Below are 17,813 nucleotides of genomic sequence, written 5' to 3'. Positions count from 1 at the left end.
TCATTTAGTTATGGCTGAAAATATAAAACACTTTCCGGTAAACTGGATCGATGGAATGAAGATCAACAAAAACCATTTCATCACTTTACAGGACAACATTGAGGATCTGGTTCGGGATGCACGCAATCTGGGCGTGAATGAGCTGAATTACGGCTTATTGTCGACTCATTTGTCAAGACCATTCCAGTATTCAATTTCTATCGATGCTCACAACGAACTAAGCGTTAGCATTAAACTTCTCAAGGCAGTAACTCCGGGTGGAGGAAGAATTGAGATTACCGACTATACCGGAGAATTTAACGAGAAAATTGAGTTAAAGGATTTCGACCTTAAAGAAAACAATTACTTTCTTTTACTGAATGTCGATCCTTTCCAAAGAATACCAACTGGCGAGCAAAACATGGAGGAAGTGCCACCACGTTTTCCAAATGCCATGTCGCGTTATTTCCTGACCAGCGTTATTGAAAGCGAAGTCAACCAAAATAATATTGGCGCTTTACAATTTCCTTTGGCTAAATTCAAGACTTCGGCTAACAACTATGAAATCCTGACCGATTTTATTCCGCCAAGTCTTACAATCAACAGCCACCCTACCCTGATTACCTTATTTGAAAACTACGAATCTTTCTTCAAGCAGCTGGAGTTCAATTCGGTTCAGATTTCCCAAAAAATCAGGTTCAGGAACAGTACAGAAGATGAAAACCTGATTGCCAATATGGTTTTTGAAGCCTGCGAAAAGATTTTGAGTTATGTGGCCCAAAACATCACAAGAAGCAAATGGGTGAATTTCTCCATGAAACCGATGGAAGTATTGGAAAACACGGTCAGTCTGGCGCGAATCATCAAAAACAGCTTTGATTCTTTTTCGGGAGACGGAAAAGAAATGCTTTTCAACTATTTCTCGGAATGGACAGAAATCTCCAGTGGCGACTATGAAAGGCTGTTTTCTGAAACTATAAACACCAAATACAAAGCTTATGATATTGAGCCAACCGTAAACCAGGTCAATACTTTTATTTCAAAAATCGACTATCTGTTTACTATTTTAAACCAGCTCGATTATATCGGCAAAAAACGCGATACTGGAATCTTTGTCAACGAAAACATTGTCAGAAACGAAAAGCCAAGTTTCTTTGGCAATAGCGACAAAGACAATAATTCTCCTAATTCATCGCCAACCTTTTTAGCAGAATAAACCAACCCAAAATCGACACCAAACATGGATATTTTAAATAGAAAAGAACGAACTTCCGCTTTCCTCCTGTTCCTATTGATGTTTATCATCACGACAGGAGTATTGTTTTTTGCGATATTTTTCAATTACAAGCTGCCTTTGAAAGAAAATGAGGTCCTCAAAAGCGAAAATGACAAAATCATGACCGAGTTTAACTTTCAGAAACAATTCTCTGACAGGTTGGAACACATTGGCGTTTTGATTGACTCATTAGACAAGGCTCCTGAAAGCTTCCAGTTCATTGAACAGAACATCAGCTTTGAATTGGTAGACTTGAAAGAAAAAATCCCTGCCGATTCTGACCAGGGGCTAAAACTATATGACAATGTCATTCTGACGATTAACGATTTGGTTAAAACAAAGAAACTGTTGTTGCAAGTCAATGATTCTAAAAAGGAAATTGACCTGCTCAACAAGCAATTAAAAGAATACGAAGAAGAGAATAAGGAATTGCTCCGCGACCTGAGATTAACGCAGCAATTGAACAGAAGGACGAACTAAATCAGAAAATCATGGTCACAGAAGATATTTTGCAGGCAATTCATATTGCAAAACAATATGCGAAGGATAATTTCAACCAAAAGTATGCTCCTGCTCATTTGCTAAAGGCGCTTTTGAATCCGCAATTCAATTTCATGCGTGAGTTGGATGCCAAAGGAATAGACGTGTTTTATTTGGATGAATGGGCCGATATCCGAATCAGCGAGTATCCAAAATCTTCTAAACCAAGCGATGACCCGGCTCCGGACAGCGGTATGAATGCCGTGCTGACAGAAGCCGAAGATATTGCAAAGAAGACGGGTGACGAAACCAGCTTTGTTCCCATCCTAAAAGCACTGGTAACTCCCGGCGTGGGATTTTCACACGACCAGCTAAAGTCATTGCCTTTGACCCCTGCTGATTTATCATCAATGTTTGATTCAGGAACTGCAACACCACAAAACAATTCTGAAAAAACAAAAATCGCCCCAACAGGAAGCTCTACCTTAGACAAATACTGTACGGACAAAATAAAACATCTGAAGTCAAAGCAATCTATCCCGATGATTGGACGTGATGAAGAACTAAAGACCATTACAGAAATATTAAACCGAAAACTGAAACCACACGTTATCGTTATCGGAGAATCCGGTGTCGGGAAATCGACACTAATTGAAGGCTTTTGCCATAAAATTGGAGACAAGTCTATTTTGGCAGCCTTTAATAATGCTTCGGTTTTTGAAATCAATATCGGGCCTTTATTCGCCGGTGCTTCCTACAAAGGCGAAGTAGAAGACCGTTTACAGAAAATCTTCAATGAAGTAAAGGGCTATGAAAAGCCGATACTTTTTATAGACGATATCCACGAACTGTTTGATTCCAATCAGGGCAATGGTATTGGCAGCATTATAAAATCTGAACTTTCTAAAGGCTACATTACTTTTATTGGAGCCACAACTACAGAAAAATTCAGAAAATCGCTTGGTAAGGATGATGCCCTTTCCAGACGTTTTGAAACTTTGGAAATCCACGAGCCTAATCAGGAATTGGCCTTACGAATGATTAAAAATGTGATTTCGCATTACCAGACACATCATGATTTTAGCATTGATGAAGAAGGACTTAAAGAATCTATCCGACTTTCAAAACGCTATCTGAAGGAAAAATCGCTTCCGGATTCTGCCCTGGATTTGATTGACAGAACCATGTCATCTTTAAAAGTGGCCAAAGAAACTATCAAAAAAGAACTGCCGGAATTGAAAAAACAGCTTTCGGCCATCAATGATAGTATTGAGGAAATTGAAAAAGAAGAAAAGATGCTTTGGCTTCATTCTGATATCCAAAATAAAACCGGTAAGCTTTTCAGCGAAGACGAGGACAATTTCTCTTCTGTTGCCAGCGATAAGAAAATAGCGCATCTGGAAAGTCTTTTAGAAAGCCTGGAGCGCTTGAATGAAGAAGAAAACATTGTTTCCCCATCACACCTGTCGCACGTGGTTTCGGGTATTACCGGAATCCCGGCAGGAAAAGTAAAATCTGATGAACGCGAACGATTACTCGATATAGAAAATACCCTAAAAAAGAGAGTTATTGGTCAGGACCATGCCGTGAAAGTAGTTTCTGATGCCATACTGGAATCCCGTTCCGGACTCACAAAACCAGGACAGCCAATAGGTTCCTTTTTCTTTTTGGGACCAACAGGAACCGGAAAAACAGAATTGGCAAAATCATTGGCTGACTTCCTTTTTGGTGACGAGAATGCCATTATCCGGTTGGACATGTCAGAGTTTAAAGAAGAACATTCTGCAGCACTTTTATACGGGGCACCTCCGGGATATGTAGGCTATGAAGAAGGCGGACTTCTTGTTAACAAAATCAGGCAAAAACCATATTCCATTGTATTATTCGACGAAATTGAAAAGGCCCATAAATCAGTTTTTGACGTATTTCTACAAATACTGGATGAAGGAAAACTCCATGACCGTTTAGGCAAGGAAGGTGATTTTTCAAACTCGGTGATTCTTTTTACCTCAAATATTGGTTCTGATTTTATTGTAAAATCATTTGAAAAAGACATCATCCCAAAATCAAACGACCTTATTCAATTGATGACAGGCTATTTCAGGCCCGAGTTTTTAGGACGTCTTACGGAAATCATCCCATTTGCACCAATCAGCAGAAAAAGTGTTTCGAGAATTTTTGATATCCATTTAAAGAAAGAACTTTTGCAGCTTCTGGAAAAGCTGGACATCACGCTGCATATAGACGAAAAAGACAAAGAACAGATTGCCCTGATGGGTTTCACGCCGGAATATGGCGCACGACCAATCAAAGGAACTATCCGCAATCAGTTAAAAAGGCCATTGTCACGCATGATTATTTCCAACGAAATCAAAAAAGGCGATTCGTTGAAAGTCACATTAAATGAAGAAGGAGCCATTAAATTTACGATAGAACATGAAAGACCTATACTACAAGATTCCAATTGATTTTAAGCGGCTGTCAAGCGGTGAAGATATAAGGAAAGTCACTATCGAAGAATCTTTAGCACAGTATATTTCCCTGATAATCACTACGATTTTCGGAGAATATAAATATGATGACGATTTTGGCACCATTATCTGGGAAACCGATTTTAACCTGTTGTCTAATGCCAACCAGCTCAAAGACATGATTAAAGAATCTGTACATGAAAAGGTGAAAAAATATGAAAAGCGACTGACAGTTACCGATGTAACGCTTGGCGTAAGTGAAGATACGGTAAGCTACGAAACCAATATTCGCGTCAAAAAACGTCTTGACATTGTGGTTTACGGAGTAATCAAAAAAACAAACCAGCCTTATTATTACAAGAGTTCTTATTTTCTAGCGCCATTTTCATTTAAATAAAAGCATCATCAATGAATTCATTATCAAAAGATCAGATTAAAGACCGACTACTCAAACGTGCCGCCAAACAATGGGGCTATTCTGACGTGGAACTGGAAAATGTCTTTGACCCTATTGTCAATTTGCTTTTTGATGTATGCGCCAAAGAATTGGAAAAAATTTCCAACGAAATCTATTCCAGCCGAAGAAGGATTACAGAACGGCTGGTCGATATCCTTACACCAACAGCATCGGCTAAAGCAACACCGGCAAGAGCCATTGTGAGGGCCTATCCTGTAGAAAATGAAGTGATACTAAATGACCATCATCAGTTTTACTTCCAGAAAAAAGAGGCAAATCCGTACAATCCGACAGAAAACATAATCAAAAACTATTTTTTCGGGCCAACAAAGCCTGTAAAATTGAACCGCAATAAACTCAACTATGTAATCCTTCCAAGCGGAGTACAGCAGATTGTGAAAGAACAGTTCCGGGAAACGGTCAGCAGTAATAATTACATTAAGCCGGCACCTCACGGAACCATCTGGCTTGGACTAAAACACCAGGGCGACGGAATCATCAAAGACCTGATGTTTTATTTTTATCTGAAAAATATCCACAACAGGAATACCTTTTTCCATTTCCTGCCACGTGCCAAATGGTATTTGAACGACCATTTGTTGCAGACTGTGCAGGGATACAACAACGATGAAAATTATTCCAACAATTACGGTGAACTCATTCAGGAAGAATTCTATCATATTGAACGGACACAGGAACACGCAAACGACTATTTCCGCAAGAATTTTATCACTATAAAAGACATTATCAATATTGATAATAACTATTCCTTGCCTTCAGAATTGAGTAGTTTTATTCCTGCTGAAGAATTAAAAGTTCTGGCTGACGAAAAACTGATTTGGATTCGTATTGAGTTTCCTAATGTTATCGGGAAAGATATTCTTTCTGAAATCTTTTGCGCCAACAATTGTTTTCCTGTCATCAATAAAAAACTGAATGAGGTACAGGGAAATATCAAAAACCTCCTGAATATTTATCCGCTGAACCTGAACAACGAGTTTTTTCTTGAGCTTTTCTCGGTTACTGATGACAAGAACAACGAGTTTGACGTTATCAAAAACGATGATGAAAAGGGCGACAACGACTATGCCTACCTGCGTTTTGGAGGCATTGCCCGTTTTGACGAAAGAAATGCGACGGAAGAAATAAACTATCTCATTGACCTGATTCGGGATGAAGCCGCGGCATTTTCCAGACTCGGACATGATTTTACAGACAATAACCTGAAAGAAATCAACCAGATTATTTCACGTTTCAGAAATAAGATGTCACAGGTAGGTATGCAAAATATCAATAACCCGTATTTAATACTCAATACTACCAGCAATTCCAACAAAGGAACCTTATTCGCCAAATATTGGACAACCAATGGCGAAAGCGCCAACAAGATTAATACCTTTTCAAGATTGGTCGCCCATAAAGGTTCCGATTTTGAAAGAGACAACATTATGTTTCTGTCTACAACCCAGGGCGGAAAAGACGAACTTTCCAATTCGGAGAAAATCTATGCCTATCGTGAAAACCTGGTTTCTAACCAGAGAGTGGTAACACGTCAGGACATTATCATTCTCTGCAAAAATCATTTTGGTGATGCTATTACAAAAGTGGAAGTAAAAAATGGTATTCAGACCAGCCTGGACAGCAATGTGGGCTATACTCCCACTATTGACATCTATCTCGAAAGAAAGGACAAAGAATATTATAATGAGGAAGAATGGTATTTCCTAAGTGAAGATTTAAAATTGATGATTGAAAACCGGGCCATCAACATTGTTCCTTTCCGAATTATCTATTCTTAAATTCCAATCCGGAAGTTTATATCAAATGAAAGAAGACGCAAAACAGGAGTTCTCTCCCTTTACAATCTCTGCGACTCTGCGCCTTTGCGAGCAACTATTTTCACGCAAAGGCGCAGAGACGTAAAGTATTAAGTGCCTATCGGAATAGATTTTAATATAGATTCTCGATAATCAACCCTACTTAATGTTGTATATTCTTCTTTTTTGTTATTTTTATAAGAACTAAATAACAACCTCATGAAAAAAGTAATTTTTACGATGGCGATAGGCGGTATGTTTCTCGCTACATCCTGCAAGAAAGAAGAAACAGTTACAACAACAACTGAAGACGGAAAAACGACCGTGACCACCACGACAACGAAAAGCGGCCTGAACCTAGAATTAAGTGAAAAGGCGAAAGCCAATCTGGACGAGGCTGAAAAAAAATTAGCAGAAGCTAAGGCAAAAGGCGACAAGGAAGCCGAAAGATTAGCCCAGATTGCGGTTGACAAAGCAAAAAGTGCCTGGGAAGCAACCAAAGATGGCATAAAAGAAACTTCTGAAGATATCAAAGAAGGAGCACAAAAAGCCAAAGAAGACATGAAGGAAGGTTATAATGAAACCTTAGAAAAAGCAAAAATCAAATAAAACAAAAAAGCCCATTCTTTCGAATGGGCTTTTTGTATCTAAAAATCTTGGTTTTCTTATGCTTCAAACGGAACAACAGAAACGAAAGATTTGTTATCAGATTTTTTCTGGAACTTAACAACTCCGTCAACTTTTGCATGTAAAGTATGATCTTTACCCATGTAAACGTTTTCTCCCGGGTTGTGCTTAGAACCTCTTTGTCTAACGATGATGTTTCCAGCAATAGCAGCTTGACCACCATAAATCTTAACACCTAAACGTTTCGATTCTGATTCTCTACCATTCTTGGAACTACCGACACCTTTCTTATGAGCCATGACGTACTGGTTTTAAATGTTAATTATTCTTGAGTATCTTCTTTTTTAGCCTTAGCTACTTTTTTCTTTGGAGCTTCTACCGCTTCTTCAGTTGCAGGAGCAGCTTCTTTCTTAGCAGCAGCTTTTTTAGCACCTGAAACAGTAATTCCGGAAATTTGGATTTGAGTCAAATATTGACGGTGTCCGTTTTTCTTTTTGTAACCTTTTCTTCTTTTCTTTTTGAAAACGATTACTTTGTCTCCTTTTAAGTGTTGTAACACTTTGGCTTCTACTGAAGCACCTTCTACAGCCGGGGCGCCTAAAGTGATTGTTCCGTTATCATCCAACAAAAGAACTTTTGCAAAAGAAACTGCATCTCCTTCTTTGTTAGCTAAACGGTGAACATAAACCTTTAAGTCTTTGCTTACTTTGAATTGTTGCCCTGCTATCTCTACGATTGCGTACATAACAATAATGTTTAGTTAAATTTTAAGGTTGCAAATATACGATTAAATATTAATCCTGCAATTGTTCTTATAAAAAAATTCAACCTTCAAAGAGACAGCATTTTAACCCCGGGAAAGAACATTCCGAAAAGTAAAAACATTCAGCCGTTAAAAAGTTATATTTACATGAATAAATCTTAAAAAAAAACTACATTTGGCGTAACAAAACACATATTTGGCATACTAATGTCAAAATCAATAACAAATTTATTAATCGTTATGAAAAAATCATTAATGGCTTTGGGTTCAGTTCTCATGCTCGGGAGTGTTGCTTCAGCTCAAAAAGTAGCTTTTGAAGAATATACACTAGAAAATGGTCTTCATGTGATCTTGCATCAAGACAAATCAGCTCCAGTTGTAATTACTTCGGTAATGTATCACGTTGGAGCCAAAGACGAAAATCCGGAAAGAACTGGTTTTGCTCACTTTTTTGAACACCTTTTATTTGAAGGAACAAAAAATATAGGTCGTGGAGAATGGTTCAAAATTGTTTCCGGAAACGGAGGAACCAATAACGCAAATACTTCAGATGACAGGACTTACTACTATGAAATCTTCCCTTCTAACAGCCTTGAATTAGGTTTATGGATGGAATCTGAAAGATTAATGCACCCTGTAATCAACCAGATTGGAGTTGATACGCAAAACGAAGTTGTTAAGGAAGAAAAAAGATTACGTGTAGACAACCAGCCTTACGGAAATCTTATTACTGCCGTAAAACAAAACATGTTCAAAAAACACCCTTACCGTTGGGCTCCAATTGGTTCTATGGAACATTTAGATGCTGCAACTCTGGAAGAATTCCAGGCATTCAACAAAAAGTTCTACGTTCCTAACAACGCAGTTCTTGTTGTAGCAGGTGATATTGAGTACGACAAAACCATCAAATGGGTAAAACAATATTTCGGGTCAATTCCAAAAGGAAAAACAGACCTTACAAAACAGACTTTTACTGAAGACCCAATCACTCAAACCATTAAGGCTACTTATGAAGACCCAAACATCCAGATTCCGATGTTGGTAACGGCATACAGAACGCCTTCAATGAAAACCCGTGATGCAAAAGTTTTGGATATGATTTCTTCTATCCTTAGCGATGGAAAGAGTTCAAGACTTTACAAAAAAATCGTTGACCAGAAGAAAATGGCTTTAGAAATTGGCGCTTTTAACTACAGCCAGGAAGACTACGGCGTTTACTTCATCTATGGTTTGCCAATGGGAGATACTTCTCTTGATGCACTTACAAAAGAAATCGACGAAGAAGTTACTAAGCTTCAAACAGAATTAATTTCTGAGAAAGATTTCCAGAAATTACAGAATAAATTTGAGAACCAATATGTAAACAGCAATGCTTCAGTAGAAGGAATTGCAGAAAACCTGGCTACATATTACATGCTGTACGGCGATATCAACCTTATCAACACCGAAATTGAAATCTATCGCTCTATCACTCGTGAGGAAATCAGAGATATTGCAAAAAAATACCTGAACCCGAACCAAAGATTGATTTTGGATTACGTACCAGCAAAAGACAAAGCTCAAAACTAAGATATACATCATGAAAAAGACAATATTCATTTTATCAAGCTTGTTCTTAACAGTAATTATGCAAGCACAAGACAGACCACAGCCAAAACCAGGTCCTGCTCCGGTTATCAATATCGGGAAGCCTGAAACCTTTGAATTAAAAAACGGACTGAAAGTAATGGTTGTTGAAAACCATAAACTTCCAAGAGTTTCCTACAATCTGACATTAGACAATGCTCCTTACGCAGAAGGCGATAAAAAAGGTGTTGCTGAAATTACCAGCGCATTAATTGGAAGCGGTACTAAAAAGATGTCAAAAGATGCTTTCAACGAAGAAATTGATTTCCTTGGGGCTAACATCGGATTTAGCGCTAACGGAGCTTATGCTTCAGGTCTTTCAAAATATTCTGACAGAATTCTTGAATTGATGGCTGACGGAGCTTTAAACTCTGTTTTCACTCAGGAAGAACTTGACAAAGAAAAAACAAAACTGATTGAAGGCTTAAAAACTCAGGAGAAAAGCGTTCAGGCTGTAGCTTCACGTGTTGAAGATGTATTGGTTTTCGGAAAAAATCATCCAAACGGAGAATATCTTACTGAAGAAAGCATCAACAAAGTTACTTTGAATGATGCCATCATGAACTATACTACTTACTTTGTTCCTGCTAACGCTTACCTTGTTATTACAGGTGATGTAAAATTCAAAGACGTTAAAAAGGCTGTTGAGAAATATTTTGGTTCATGGAAAAAAGCTACCGCTCCGGTAATCACTTATGCTGACCCAAAAGATGTTCAATACACACAGATTAACTTTGTGGACATGCCAAACGCTGTTCAGTCTGAAATTTCTTTGGTTAACGTTTCTAACCTAAAGATGACTGATAAAGATTATTTCGCTGTTCTTTTGGCTAATCAAATTATTGGTGGTGACTTCAACAGCTACCTAAACATGAACCTGAGAGAAGCTCACGGATGGACATATGGTGCCCGTTCAAACATTAGAGGTGACAAATATGTTGGAAAATTCAAGTCTAACACTCAGGTTAGAAATGCCGTGACTGATAGTGCTGTAGTTGAATTCTTCAAAGAATTGAAAAGAATCAGAACTGAAAAAGTAGCTCCGGACATGTTGAAAAACGTAAAGGCTGGATACATTGGAAACTTCGTAATGCAAATCCAAAAACCGGGAACTGTTGCCCGTTATGCTTTATTGACCAAAACACAGAACCTTCCTGCTGATTTCTACGAAAACTACATCAAGAACATCAACGCAGTAACTGCTGATGATATCATGAGAGTAGCAAACAAGTATTTCCTAGCTGACAATACAAGAGTTATCATTACAGGTAAAGGAAGTGACGTATTGCCGGGTCTTGAAAAACTTGGAATCCCGATGTTCTATTTCGACAAATTCGGAAACCAGGTGGATAAGCCTGTTGCTAAAAAAGCGGTTCCTGCCGGTGTAACAGCAAAAACTGTATTTGACAACTACATCAAAGCAATTGGTGGAGACAAAAATGCGAAGTCAGTAAAAACTGTATTTTCTACATTAAACGGAAAAGTTCAGGGAATTGATGTTACCATGACAAGAAAATCTTCTGCAGCCGGAAAAAAAGTTGACGAAGTTAAAGGTATGGGCCAAACATTAAGCAAAGAAGTTTTTGACGGAACTAAAGGATATGAGTCGGCTCAAGGTCAAAAAGAAGACTACAGCGCAGATAAAATTGCTAACGCAAAATTCTATTCTCTTCCTTTCCCGGAATTGACTTTGGCTACAAAACCTGGAATCACTTTATCCGGAATCGAGTCTATTGACGGAAAAGAGGCATATGCTATCAAAGACGGTAAAAAGACGCTTTACTATGATGTAACTACTGGATTGAAACTGGCAGAAGCAAACACTGAGGAAATGCAGGGACAGCAAATGACTCAGGTAGTTTCTTTCTCTGACTACAAAGATGTAAAAGGCGTAAAAGTTCCTTTCAAAACTACATTAAACGTGGGTATCGAAATCGAATTAACAGCTTCTGATGTAAAAATCAACGAAGGTGTTTCTGATGCAGATTTCAAATAATCCGAATCAAACATAAAATTAAAAAGACTGTCAACAATGGCAGTCTTTTTTTATGCGGTAAATTTCATCCAAAAGAGAAACACGAAATATTTTCATGCAGAAGTATTATAAACTTGGCGGCTCTGCGGCTTTGCGAGCAACTGTTTCACGCAAAGTCGCAAAGACGCAAAGCTTAAAATAAAATAGAGTTGCGAGTTTATTTTTTAGCAGACAGATAAATCCCAATCAGCACAATGAAAGCACCTAAAGCCTGAACCAGAGTAAGGCTTTCGCCATCCAGAATACCCCAAAAGCAAGCCACAATTGGCAACATATAGGTTACGGATGAAGCAAAAATCGGGGAAGAAATCTGTATCAGTTTAAAATACAACACATTCGCCACACAGGTTCCAAATACGGCCAGGACACTTATAAACAGCATCGACGTTTTTACATTTGGCAAATGGGCCACTTCATGAAAATTTGTAGTAAACAGAATAATAAGAGCCGGAACCAATAAAACGGCGAAATTGCCTACCGTTATACTCAAAGGGTTTACATCCGAAAGATATTTTTTAATCAGGTTGACATTCACAGCATAACAAATAGCACCACAGACAGCCAGGGTCGCAAACCAGTAATTCTGTCCGGGATGGTTTACAGCTCCGCTCAAAATCAACAAAACACTCCCAAACAAGCCAATCGTCACACCAAAAATCTGTCTTCTCTGAAAGTTCAGTCCAAAAACCAACGCCCCTAAAACCAATGCCGCCAAAGGCGTGAGTGAATTTAAAACAGCACTGATAGAACTGTCAATTTGTGTTTGGGCAATCGAAAAAAGAAATGCCGGAAAAAAAGTCCCCATCATTGCCGTCAGTGCAATATATTTCCATTGGTGTTGCTTGATATTTTTAAGGCTTTTAAAGCCTATTGCCAAAAGAAAAACAGCCGCAAAAATCATCCGCAACGAGCCCAGCTGAAATGGCGTAAGCCCCACCAAACCTTTTTTTATCAGAATAAAGGAACTCCCCCAAATCAAGGAAAGGAAGAATAAGAAAATCCATTTGGACTGCACTGCTTTCATAACTCATTTTTTACAGTCCAAAATTCTGTCATTTTAACGAATTTCCCGTTTCTTTTTTTATTAATTTTGTAAACCTTTAAAATTCAAAGGGATTGTTAATTCAAATTTAAATACAACATTATGAATTTTTCAAAATCATTACTTATCCTTGCGCTTTCAGGAATGTTATTCGTAAGCTGCAAAAACGAGCCAAAAGCAACAGAAACCGGAGAACCGACAGAAACTGCTACAGACACGACTGCAACGAAACCAACTGCTGAAAACTTTCAAACCGCAAGTTTCCAAATCGACGGAATGTCATGTGCTGTTGGATGCGCAAAAACCATTGAGAAAAAATTAGCCAGCCTGGACGGCGTACAGGAAGCCAAAGTTGATTTCGAAAAGAAAACAGCTACCGTAGCTTATGATGCTGCAAAACAAACTCCTGAAACATTAGTTGAAACAGTAGAAGCTGTTGCAGGCGGAACCACTTACAAAGTTTCTAATGTAAAATCATCTGCTGACAAAGCAATGCTTTACAAAGAGAAAGAAAAGGAAAAAGAGAAAAAGAAAAAAGACGACAAGAAAGCTTCTTGCCACGATGATAAAGCTAAAGATGCAAAAGCAGGCGGATGCTGTTCAGGTAAGAAATCTTGTGGTACAGATGAGAAAAAAGCAAAAAGCGCTTAATGCTTCTTCAAAACAAGATAAAACAAAAAAGAGAACCAAATTGGTTCTCTTTTTTTATTTCCATTTTAATGTTTCCATCAATACCTGCATATCATTTTTGACATAGCTTGAAGCCGGCATAATTGAGTCAAAATTGGGTTTCGCATAAAAATATACAGAACCGGTAACAAAATGCCTCAGGCTGTCTGTAGCATAAAACTGGGCATTGGTTGCCGCATTACCGCCAACCCTGTAGAACATACCGTAAACCTTGCTCTTTTCATTCACGAAAGGCTGTTCCACAATATCATCTGCCTTAATAGTATGCTTGTAAGTCAGATTTTGGGCATCTCTTAAATGTGCCTCAATATCATTCTTAACAGGTTTATAAGTCAGATAAATTGTGGCTTTCATTTTTGGATAGCTGATTGTAAAATCGCAATCTCCTTTTTGCGAAATAATTGCGTCTTCGTTTATATCAAACGTATAAGGGCAATTATTTTCAAAGTGTACATATTGGGCTTTTGGATATTCCAGTCTTAATTGTCCTGCCGGTTTTGGAACTGTGTCGTTCTGGCAACCCCATACAGAAGCAAGAATACATCCGGAAATAAAAAGGCCTATACTTTTTCTAAACATTATTAGTACAAATCTTCTTCAGGTGAGTTAGAATCAAAATTGGCAGATTTTACATCAACCGATGACCCTTGCTTACCAGCTTCAATATCTTTTTTCGTTGTCAGGAAAGTAAATTCTGTCACCTGGATTTCGGTAGTATATTTTGTAACACCTTCTTCTGTTTGCCATTGACGGGATTTTATCCTTCCTTCAACATATATCTTGTCGCCTTTTGACAGATATTTTTCACAGATTTCGGCTGCTTTATTCCGGACAACAAGATTGTGCCATTCCGTAGAAGCAATCTTTTCGTTTGTCTGCTTGTTAATATAAATTTCATTCGTAGCCAGTGGAAATCTGCCAATGCAGTTACCACCTTCAAAATAGTGCATCTTGACATCATCGCCTAGGTGCCCAATTAAAATCACTTTATTTAGCGTACCATTCATTTTTCGTGGGGAGTTAGTAAACCTTCAAATATAATAATTTCTGATAAACCTTATAAATTATGGCAAATCTTTTTCTATAAAATTATAAATTACAATTGGAAACGGCAATGAAATCATTGATTCATAAGACATTGCATTTTCCACCTCGCCTTGAACAGACACCCGAAAAAAGCGAATATGCAAATGCTGATGTGATAATTTATGCAAAATAACGTCATTTTTTAACGGCTTTATTGAAAAAATTTCAAACTTTGAACCATATTCTTCAAAAATTAATTTTGAAATCGTATCAAAATCGACTTCAGCTGCCGTCTCGATTAATGGGAATTCATACAGGTTATGCCAGATTCCTTTTTCGGTTCGTTTTCTTACAATATGATTCTGGTTGTCATCTGAAAAAACAAGATAGTTAAAATAGCGATTGCGCACTTTTGTCTTCTTCAACTTGACGGGAAGTTCGTTTACTTTATTCTTTTGCAGTGCCAGACAGCCCGAATTCAGCACACATGTTCCACAATCCGGATTTTTAGGTACGCATTGCAGCGCCCCAAACTCCATAATGGCCTGATTGAACAAAGCAGGATTGTCGTGTGGAATGAGTTCGCTTGCCAACTCTGTAAATTCCTTTTTGGCTCCACTGGAAGCAATATCCGTTTCAATGTCAAAATATCGCGACAGTACGCGAAAAACATTTCCATCAACCACCGGAACCACTTCATTATAGGAAAAAGAAGCAATGGCCGCAGCAGTATATTCACCTACTCCTTTTAGCTGTAACAGTTCTTTATAATTATCCGGAAAAACACCGCCCCTTTCAAATGCTACCAATTTCGCCGTATTGTGAAGGTTTCTGGCTCTTGAATAATAGCCCAAACCCTGCCAAAGCTTCAACACCTGCTCCTCGTCAGCATTTGCCAAATCTAAAACGGTTGGAAATGAACTGGTAAATGACAAAAAATAAGGCAAACCCTGCGCCACACGCGTCTGCTGGAGCATAATTTCTGACAGCCAAATATGGTACGGATTGACCGTATTTCGCCAGGGTAAATCGCGTTTATTTTGTAAATACCATTGGATTAATAAGTTAGAAAATTCCATCAGATAAAATTGGTTAGCAAAAGTAAAAGTTTATGTTATTAAATTTTAATCGTTTATGGTTGAAATATTGTTTTTTTAATTCATATATTTGCAACCTCAAAATTTTACACAATAAATTTAAAATAGAAAGAAAATGACGAAAGCAGATATCGTTGCGAAAATTTCAGAAAAATTAGGTCTTGAAAAAGGAGATGTTCAAGCAACAGTTGAATCTTTTATGGACGAAGTAAAAAACTCTTTGGAAACGGGTGATAATGTTTACTTAAGAGGTTTTGGTAGTTTCATCATCAAAACAAGAGCTGAAAAAACAGGTAGAAATATCTCTAAAAACACTACAATTAAAATTCCTGCACACAATATTCCTGCATTCAAACCGGCAAAAGTTTTTGTTGAAGGAGTTAAAACGAATACCGAAGCTAAAGTAAACTAATTTATTAATCACTAAATTTTCAAAATATGCCAAGTGGTAAAAAAAGAAAAAGACATAAGGTAGCGACTCACAAACGTAAAAAGAGAGCGAGAGCTAACCGTCATAAGAAGAAAAAGTAGTCTGACTACTTTTTTCTTTTTTAAGAATATTTATAGTTCATTGAAATTTGAAAATAGAATTATTGAAGAAAGAATAAAAAATGAGGCGCTGTTATGCCTTTGATTTTTTCTTTTGTGACTCTATTTTCTCCGGGTACAATACCTGTTAAATTATTGTTTAATCCATCTGTAGATAAGATTTTAGGCTTTAGACTTTAGATTTTAGATTTTAAATCTACACTCTTTTCTCTATCTTCTATTTTCTGAAAAAACAGATAAAAATTTACAGTGTGAATAAAGAACTGATCATCAGATCTGGTTCGGATGCCGTAGATTTTGCCTTATTAAAAGATGGAAAACTAATTGAATTACACAAAGAAGAAGAAAAAAGCAACTTTCAGGTAGGCGATATTTTTATTGCCAAAATCAGAAAACCCGTTGCGGGACTAAATGCTGCTTTTGTAAATGTAGGCTTTGAAAAAGATGCCTTTTTACATTATCACGATTTGGGTCCTAATCTGACTTCTCAGTTGAAATTCATAAAACTTGTAAGCGCAGGTAAATTAAAAGATTTCTCCCTAAAAAGCTTTCCTTTTGAAAAAGAGATTGATAAGGACGGAGTTATTACTGATGTAATCAGTGCCAACCAGTCCATTTTAGTACAAGTTGTCAAAGAACCTATATCGACCAAAGGTCCGAGAATTAGCTCAGAGCTTTCTCTTGCCGGCCGATTTATTGTTCTCGTTCCTTTTTCTGACAGAGTTTCTATATCGCAAAAAATAGAATCCAAAGAAGAAAAAGATCGTCTTAAACGACTCGTACAGTCAATCCGTCCAAAAGGATTTGGTGTTATTGTGAGAACAGTAGCAGAAGGCAAAAAAGTAGCCGAACTAGACAAAGATTTGCAGAATCTGCTCAGCAGATGGACTGCAATGTGCAAAAAATTACCAACTGCTCATCATCCGTCTAAAGTATTAGGAGAGCTCAACAGGGCTTCCTCGATCTTACGGGACGTATTCAATGATACCTTCACGGGAATTCATATAGATGACGAAGAGTTGTACAATGAAACGAAGGATTATCTGCAAGAAATTGCCCCTTCAAAACAATCAATAGTAAAGTTTTATCAATCCAAAGACACGCCTATCTTCGAAAAATATAACATAGAGAGACAAATCAAAACTTCCTTCGGAAAAACAGTATCCATGAGCAAAGGAGCTTACCTGATTATTGAACACACTGAAGCTTTGCACGTTATAGACGTCAACAGCGGAAACCGTTCAAACAAAGCTTCCAATCAAGAAGATACAGCCTTAGAAGTAAACCTCATCGCCGCTGCTGAAGTGGCACGACAGCTCCGCCTGCGAGATATGGGCGGCATCATTGTTGTCGATTTTATTGATATGTCTAATCCGGAAAATCGTAAAGTCCTTTTCGATTTCCTGAGAGAAGAAATGAGCGATGATAAAGCCAAACACAAAATCTTGCCGCCTAGTAAATTTGGTTTGATCCAGATTACACGGCAAAGAGTACGACCTGAAGTGAATATTAAGACCAGAGAAGAAGACCCTAACAATGAACATGGGGAAATTGATGCTCCGATCTCGATTGTAGATAAAATTACTTCAGATGTCGAACGACTATTGAAAGCCCACAAAAAAATCGTGCTGAATGCACACCCTTTTGTGGCAGCATACCTTACTAAAGGTTTTCCATCATTACGTTCAAAATGGTTTTTTGAACATAAAAAATGGGTGAAAATAATACCTCGTGACGCTTACACGTTTTTAGAATATCATTTCTATGATAAAAATGGAAATGAAATTAAAGATTAGATAAAAGAACCGCCTCTCGCGAGATTGGCGGTTTTTTTTTGTTTTTAACATTGACAAAATACTGATTACACATTGACCCGGA

At 37.7% G+C, this 17,813-nt stretch carries 17 protein-coding genes; 11 read left to right on the top strand and 6 right to left on the bottom strand.

What is annotated here, in order from left to right:
- Window positions 1-55 precede the first annotated feature (55 nt).
- From B0G92_RS04375 to B0G92_RS04350, 6 genes are all read left to right on the top strand, one after another.
- Complete coding sequence (locus tag B0G92_RS04375; RefSeq protein WP_147433807.1) at window positions 56-1,195, top strand: hypothetical protein; 1,140 nt, start codon at window positions 56-58, stop codon at window positions 1,193-1,195.
- A 24-nt stretch (window positions 1,196-1,219) separates the two neighbouring features.
- On the top strand, window positions 1,220-1,735 hold the full coding sequence (locus tag B0G92_RS04370; protein ID WP_056067925.1) for a type VI secretion system transmembrane protein TssO: 516 nt from the start codon (window positions 1,220-1,222) through the stop codon (window positions 1,733-1,735).
- A gap of 11 nt (window positions 1,736-1,746) precedes the next feature.
- Entirely contained in the window at window positions 1,747-4,203 is a 2,457-nt protein-coding gene (locus tag B0G92_RS04365; protein ID WP_101471219.1) for an AAA family ATPase, read from the top strand.
- Window positions 4,172-4,603: a GPW/gp25 family protein gene (locus B0G92_RS04360; RefSeq protein WP_056067921.1), complete on the top strand. Its 432-nt coding sequence runs from the start codon at window positions 4,172-4,174 to the stop codon at window positions 4,601-4,603. The genes B0G92_RS04365 and B0G92_RS04360 overlap by 32 nt, the downstream gene beginning before the upstream one ends.
- Before the next feature lie 11 nt (window positions 4,604-4,614).
- Entirely contained in the window at window positions 4,615-6,462 is a 1,848-nt protein-coding gene (locus B0G92_RS04355) for a type VI secretion system baseplate subunit TssF (protein WP_101471218.1), read from the top strand.
- A gap of 237 nt (window positions 6,463-6,699) precedes the next feature.
- Window positions 6,700-7,089: a hypothetical protein gene (locus B0G92_RS04350; protein WP_101471217.1), complete on the top strand. Its 390-nt coding sequence runs from the start codon at window positions 6,700-6,702 to the stop codon at window positions 7,087-7,089.
- 56 nt (window positions 7,090-7,145) lie between these two features.
- On the opposite strand, the gene rpmA is transcribed toward B0G92_RS04350, so the two are convergent.
- Window positions 7,146-7,406: a 50S ribosomal protein L27 gene (gene rpmA, locus B0G92_RS04345; protein WP_056067915.1), complete on the bottom strand. Its 261-nt coding sequence runs from the start codon at window positions 7,404-7,406 to the stop codon at window positions 7,146-7,148.
- Window positions 7,407-7,429: 23 nt separating this feature from the next.
- Window positions 7,430-7,852, bottom strand: coding sequence for a 50S ribosomal protein L21 (gene rplU, locus B0G92_RS04340; protein WP_056067913.1), 423 nt, complete (start codon window positions 7,850-7,852; stop codon window positions 7,430-7,432).
- Window positions 7,853-8,110: 258 nt separating this feature from the next.
- Here rplU and B0G92_RS04335 point away from each other — a divergent pair, with 258 nt between their 5' ends.
- Both B0G92_RS04335 and B0G92_RS04330 read left to right on the top strand, forming a co-directional pair.
- A complete protein-coding gene (locus B0G92_RS04335) occupies window positions 8,111-9,439 on the top strand; it encodes a M16 family metallopeptidase (RefSeq protein ID WP_101472023.1) in 1,329 nt (442 codons plus the stop codon).
- 10 nt (window positions 9,440-9,449) lie between these two features.
- Entirely contained in the window at window positions 9,450-11,492 is a 2,043-nt protein-coding gene (locus B0G92_RS04330) for a M16 family metallopeptidase (protein WP_056067911.1), read from the top strand.
- Window positions 11,493-11,688: 196 nt separating this feature from the next.
- Here the strand turns inward: B0G92_RS04330 and B0G92_RS04325 are convergent, their stop codons facing one another.
- Complete coding sequence (locus B0G92_RS04325) at window positions 11,689-12,555, bottom strand: DMT family transporter (RefSeq protein WP_101471216.1); 867 nt, start codon at window positions 12,553-12,555, stop codon at window positions 11,689-11,691.
- A 120-nt stretch (window positions 12,556-12,675) separates the two neighbouring features.
- Here B0G92_RS04325 and B0G92_RS04320 point away from each other — a divergent pair, with 120 nt between their 5' ends.
- The gene (locus B0G92_RS04320; RefSeq protein WP_101471215.1) at window positions 12,676-13,224 is read left to right on the top strand and encodes a heavy-metal-associated domain-containing protein; all 549 of its coding nucleotides are present in this window, start codon (window positions 12,676-12,678) and stop codon (window positions 13,222-13,224) included.
- A gap of 54 nt (window positions 13,225-13,278) precedes the next feature.
- Here B0G92_RS04320 and gldD read toward each other — a convergent pair whose 3' ends face one another.
- Genes gldD through mutY form a run of 3 tightly spaced genes read right to left on the bottom strand, consistent with a single transcriptional unit; the run spans window position 13,279 to window position 15,368 of the window.
- The gene (gene gldD / locus B0G92_RS04315) at window positions 13,279-13,842 is read right to left on the bottom strand and encodes a gliding motility lipoprotein GldD (protein ID WP_101471214.1); all 564 of its coding nucleotides are present in this window, start codon (window positions 13,840-13,842) and stop codon (window positions 13,279-13,281) included.
- 2 nt (window positions 13,843-13,844) lie between these two features.
- Window positions 13,845-14,270: a single-stranded DNA-binding protein gene (locus B0G92_RS04310; RefSeq protein WP_056067905.1), complete on the bottom strand. Its 426-nt coding sequence runs from the start codon at window positions 14,268-14,270 to the stop codon at window positions 13,845-13,847.
- Between the two features lie 57 nt (window positions 14,271-14,327).
- Entirely contained in the window at window positions 14,328-15,368 is a 1,041-nt protein-coding gene (gene mutY, locus B0G92_RS04305) for an A/G-specific adenine glycosylase (RefSeq protein ID WP_101471213.1), read from the bottom strand.
- Window positions 15,369-15,501: 133 nt separating this feature from the next.
- On the opposite strand from mutY, the gene B0G92_RS04300 reads away from it, so the two are divergent.
- The gene (locus tag B0G92_RS04300) at window positions 15,502-15,798 is read left to right on the top strand and encodes an HU family DNA-binding protein (protein WP_056067901.1); all 297 of its coding nucleotides are present in this window, start codon (window positions 15,502-15,504) and stop codon (window positions 15,796-15,798) included.
- A 388-nt stretch (window positions 15,799-16,186) separates the two neighbouring features.
- Complete coding sequence (locus tag B0G92_RS04295) at window positions 16,187-17,731, top strand: Rne/Rng family ribonuclease (RefSeq protein WP_101471212.1); 1,545 nt, start codon at window positions 16,187-16,189, stop codon at window positions 17,729-17,731.
- Window positions 17,732-17,813 lie beyond the last annotated feature (82 nt).

It is taken from the genome of Flavobacterium lindanitolerans, from assembly GCF_002846575.1.
GTDB lineage: Bacteria > Bacteroidota > Bacteroidia > Flavobacteriales > Flavobacteriaceae > Flavobacterium > Flavobacterium lindanitolerans.
This window is presented reverse-complemented; position numbering and strand designations above follow the sequence as displayed.

Excerpts from the sequence above, each read along its gene's own strand:
- B0G92_RS04375 (WP_147433807.1), top strand. The coding sequence starts at position 56 with ATGAAGATCAACAAAAACCATTTCATCACTTTACAGGACAACATTGAG.
- B0G92_RS04370 (WP_056067925.1), top strand. The coding sequence starts at position 1,220 with ATGGATATTTTAAATAGAAAAGAACGAACTTCCGCTTTCCTCCTGTTC.
- B0G92_RS04365 (WP_101471219.1), top strand. The coding sequence starts at position 1,747 with ATGGTCACAGAAGATATTTTGCAGGCAATTCATATTGCAAAACAATAT.
- B0G92_RS04360 (WP_056067921.1), top strand. The coding sequence starts at position 4,172 with ATGAAAGACCTATACTACAAGATTCCAATTGATTTTAAGCGGCTGTCA.
- B0G92_RS04355 (WP_101471218.1), top strand. The coding sequence starts at position 4,615 with ATGAATTCATTATCAAAAGATCAGATTAAAGACCGACTACTCAAACGT.
- B0G92_RS04350 (WP_101471217.1), top strand. The coding sequence starts at position 6,700 with ATGAAAAAAGTAATTTTTACGATGGCGATAGGCGGTATGTTTCTCGCT.
- rpmA (WP_056067915.1), bottom strand. The coding sequence starts at position 7,406 with ATGGCTCATAAGAAAGGTGTCGGTAGTTCCAAGAATGGTAGAGAATCA.
- rplU (WP_056067913.1), bottom strand. The coding sequence starts at position 7,852 with ATGTACGCAATCGTAGAGATAGCAGGGCAACAATTCAAAGTAAGCAAA.
- B0G92_RS04335 (WP_101472023.1), top strand. The coding sequence starts at position 8,111 with ATGAAAAAATCATTAATGGCTTTGGGTTCAGTTCTCATGCTCGGGAGT.
- B0G92_RS04330 (WP_056067911.1), top strand. The coding sequence starts at position 9,450 with ATGAAAAAGACAATATTCATTTTATCAAGCTTGTTCTTAACAGTAATT.
- B0G92_RS04325 (WP_101471216.1), bottom strand. The coding sequence starts at position 12,555 with ATGAAAGCAGTGCAGTCCAAATGGATTTTCTTATTCTTCCTTTCCTTG.
- B0G92_RS04320 (WP_101471215.1), top strand. The coding sequence starts at position 12,676 with ATGAATTTTTCAAAATCATTACTTATCCTTGCGCTTTCAGGAATGTTA.
- gldD (WP_101471214.1), bottom strand. The coding sequence starts at position 13,842 with ATGTTTAGAAAAAGTATAGGCCTTTTTATTTCCGGATGTATTCTTGCT.
- B0G92_RS04310 (WP_056067905.1), bottom strand. The coding sequence starts at position 14,270 with ATGAATGGTACGCTAAATAAAGTGATTTTAATTGGGCACCTAGGCGAT.
- mutY (WP_101471213.1), bottom strand. The coding sequence starts at position 15,368 with ATGGAATTTTCTAACTTATTAATCCAATGGTATTTACAAAATAAACGC.
- B0G92_RS04300 (WP_056067901.1), top strand. The coding sequence starts at position 15,502 with ATGACGAAAGCAGATATCGTTGCGAAAATTTCAGAAAAATTAGGTCTT.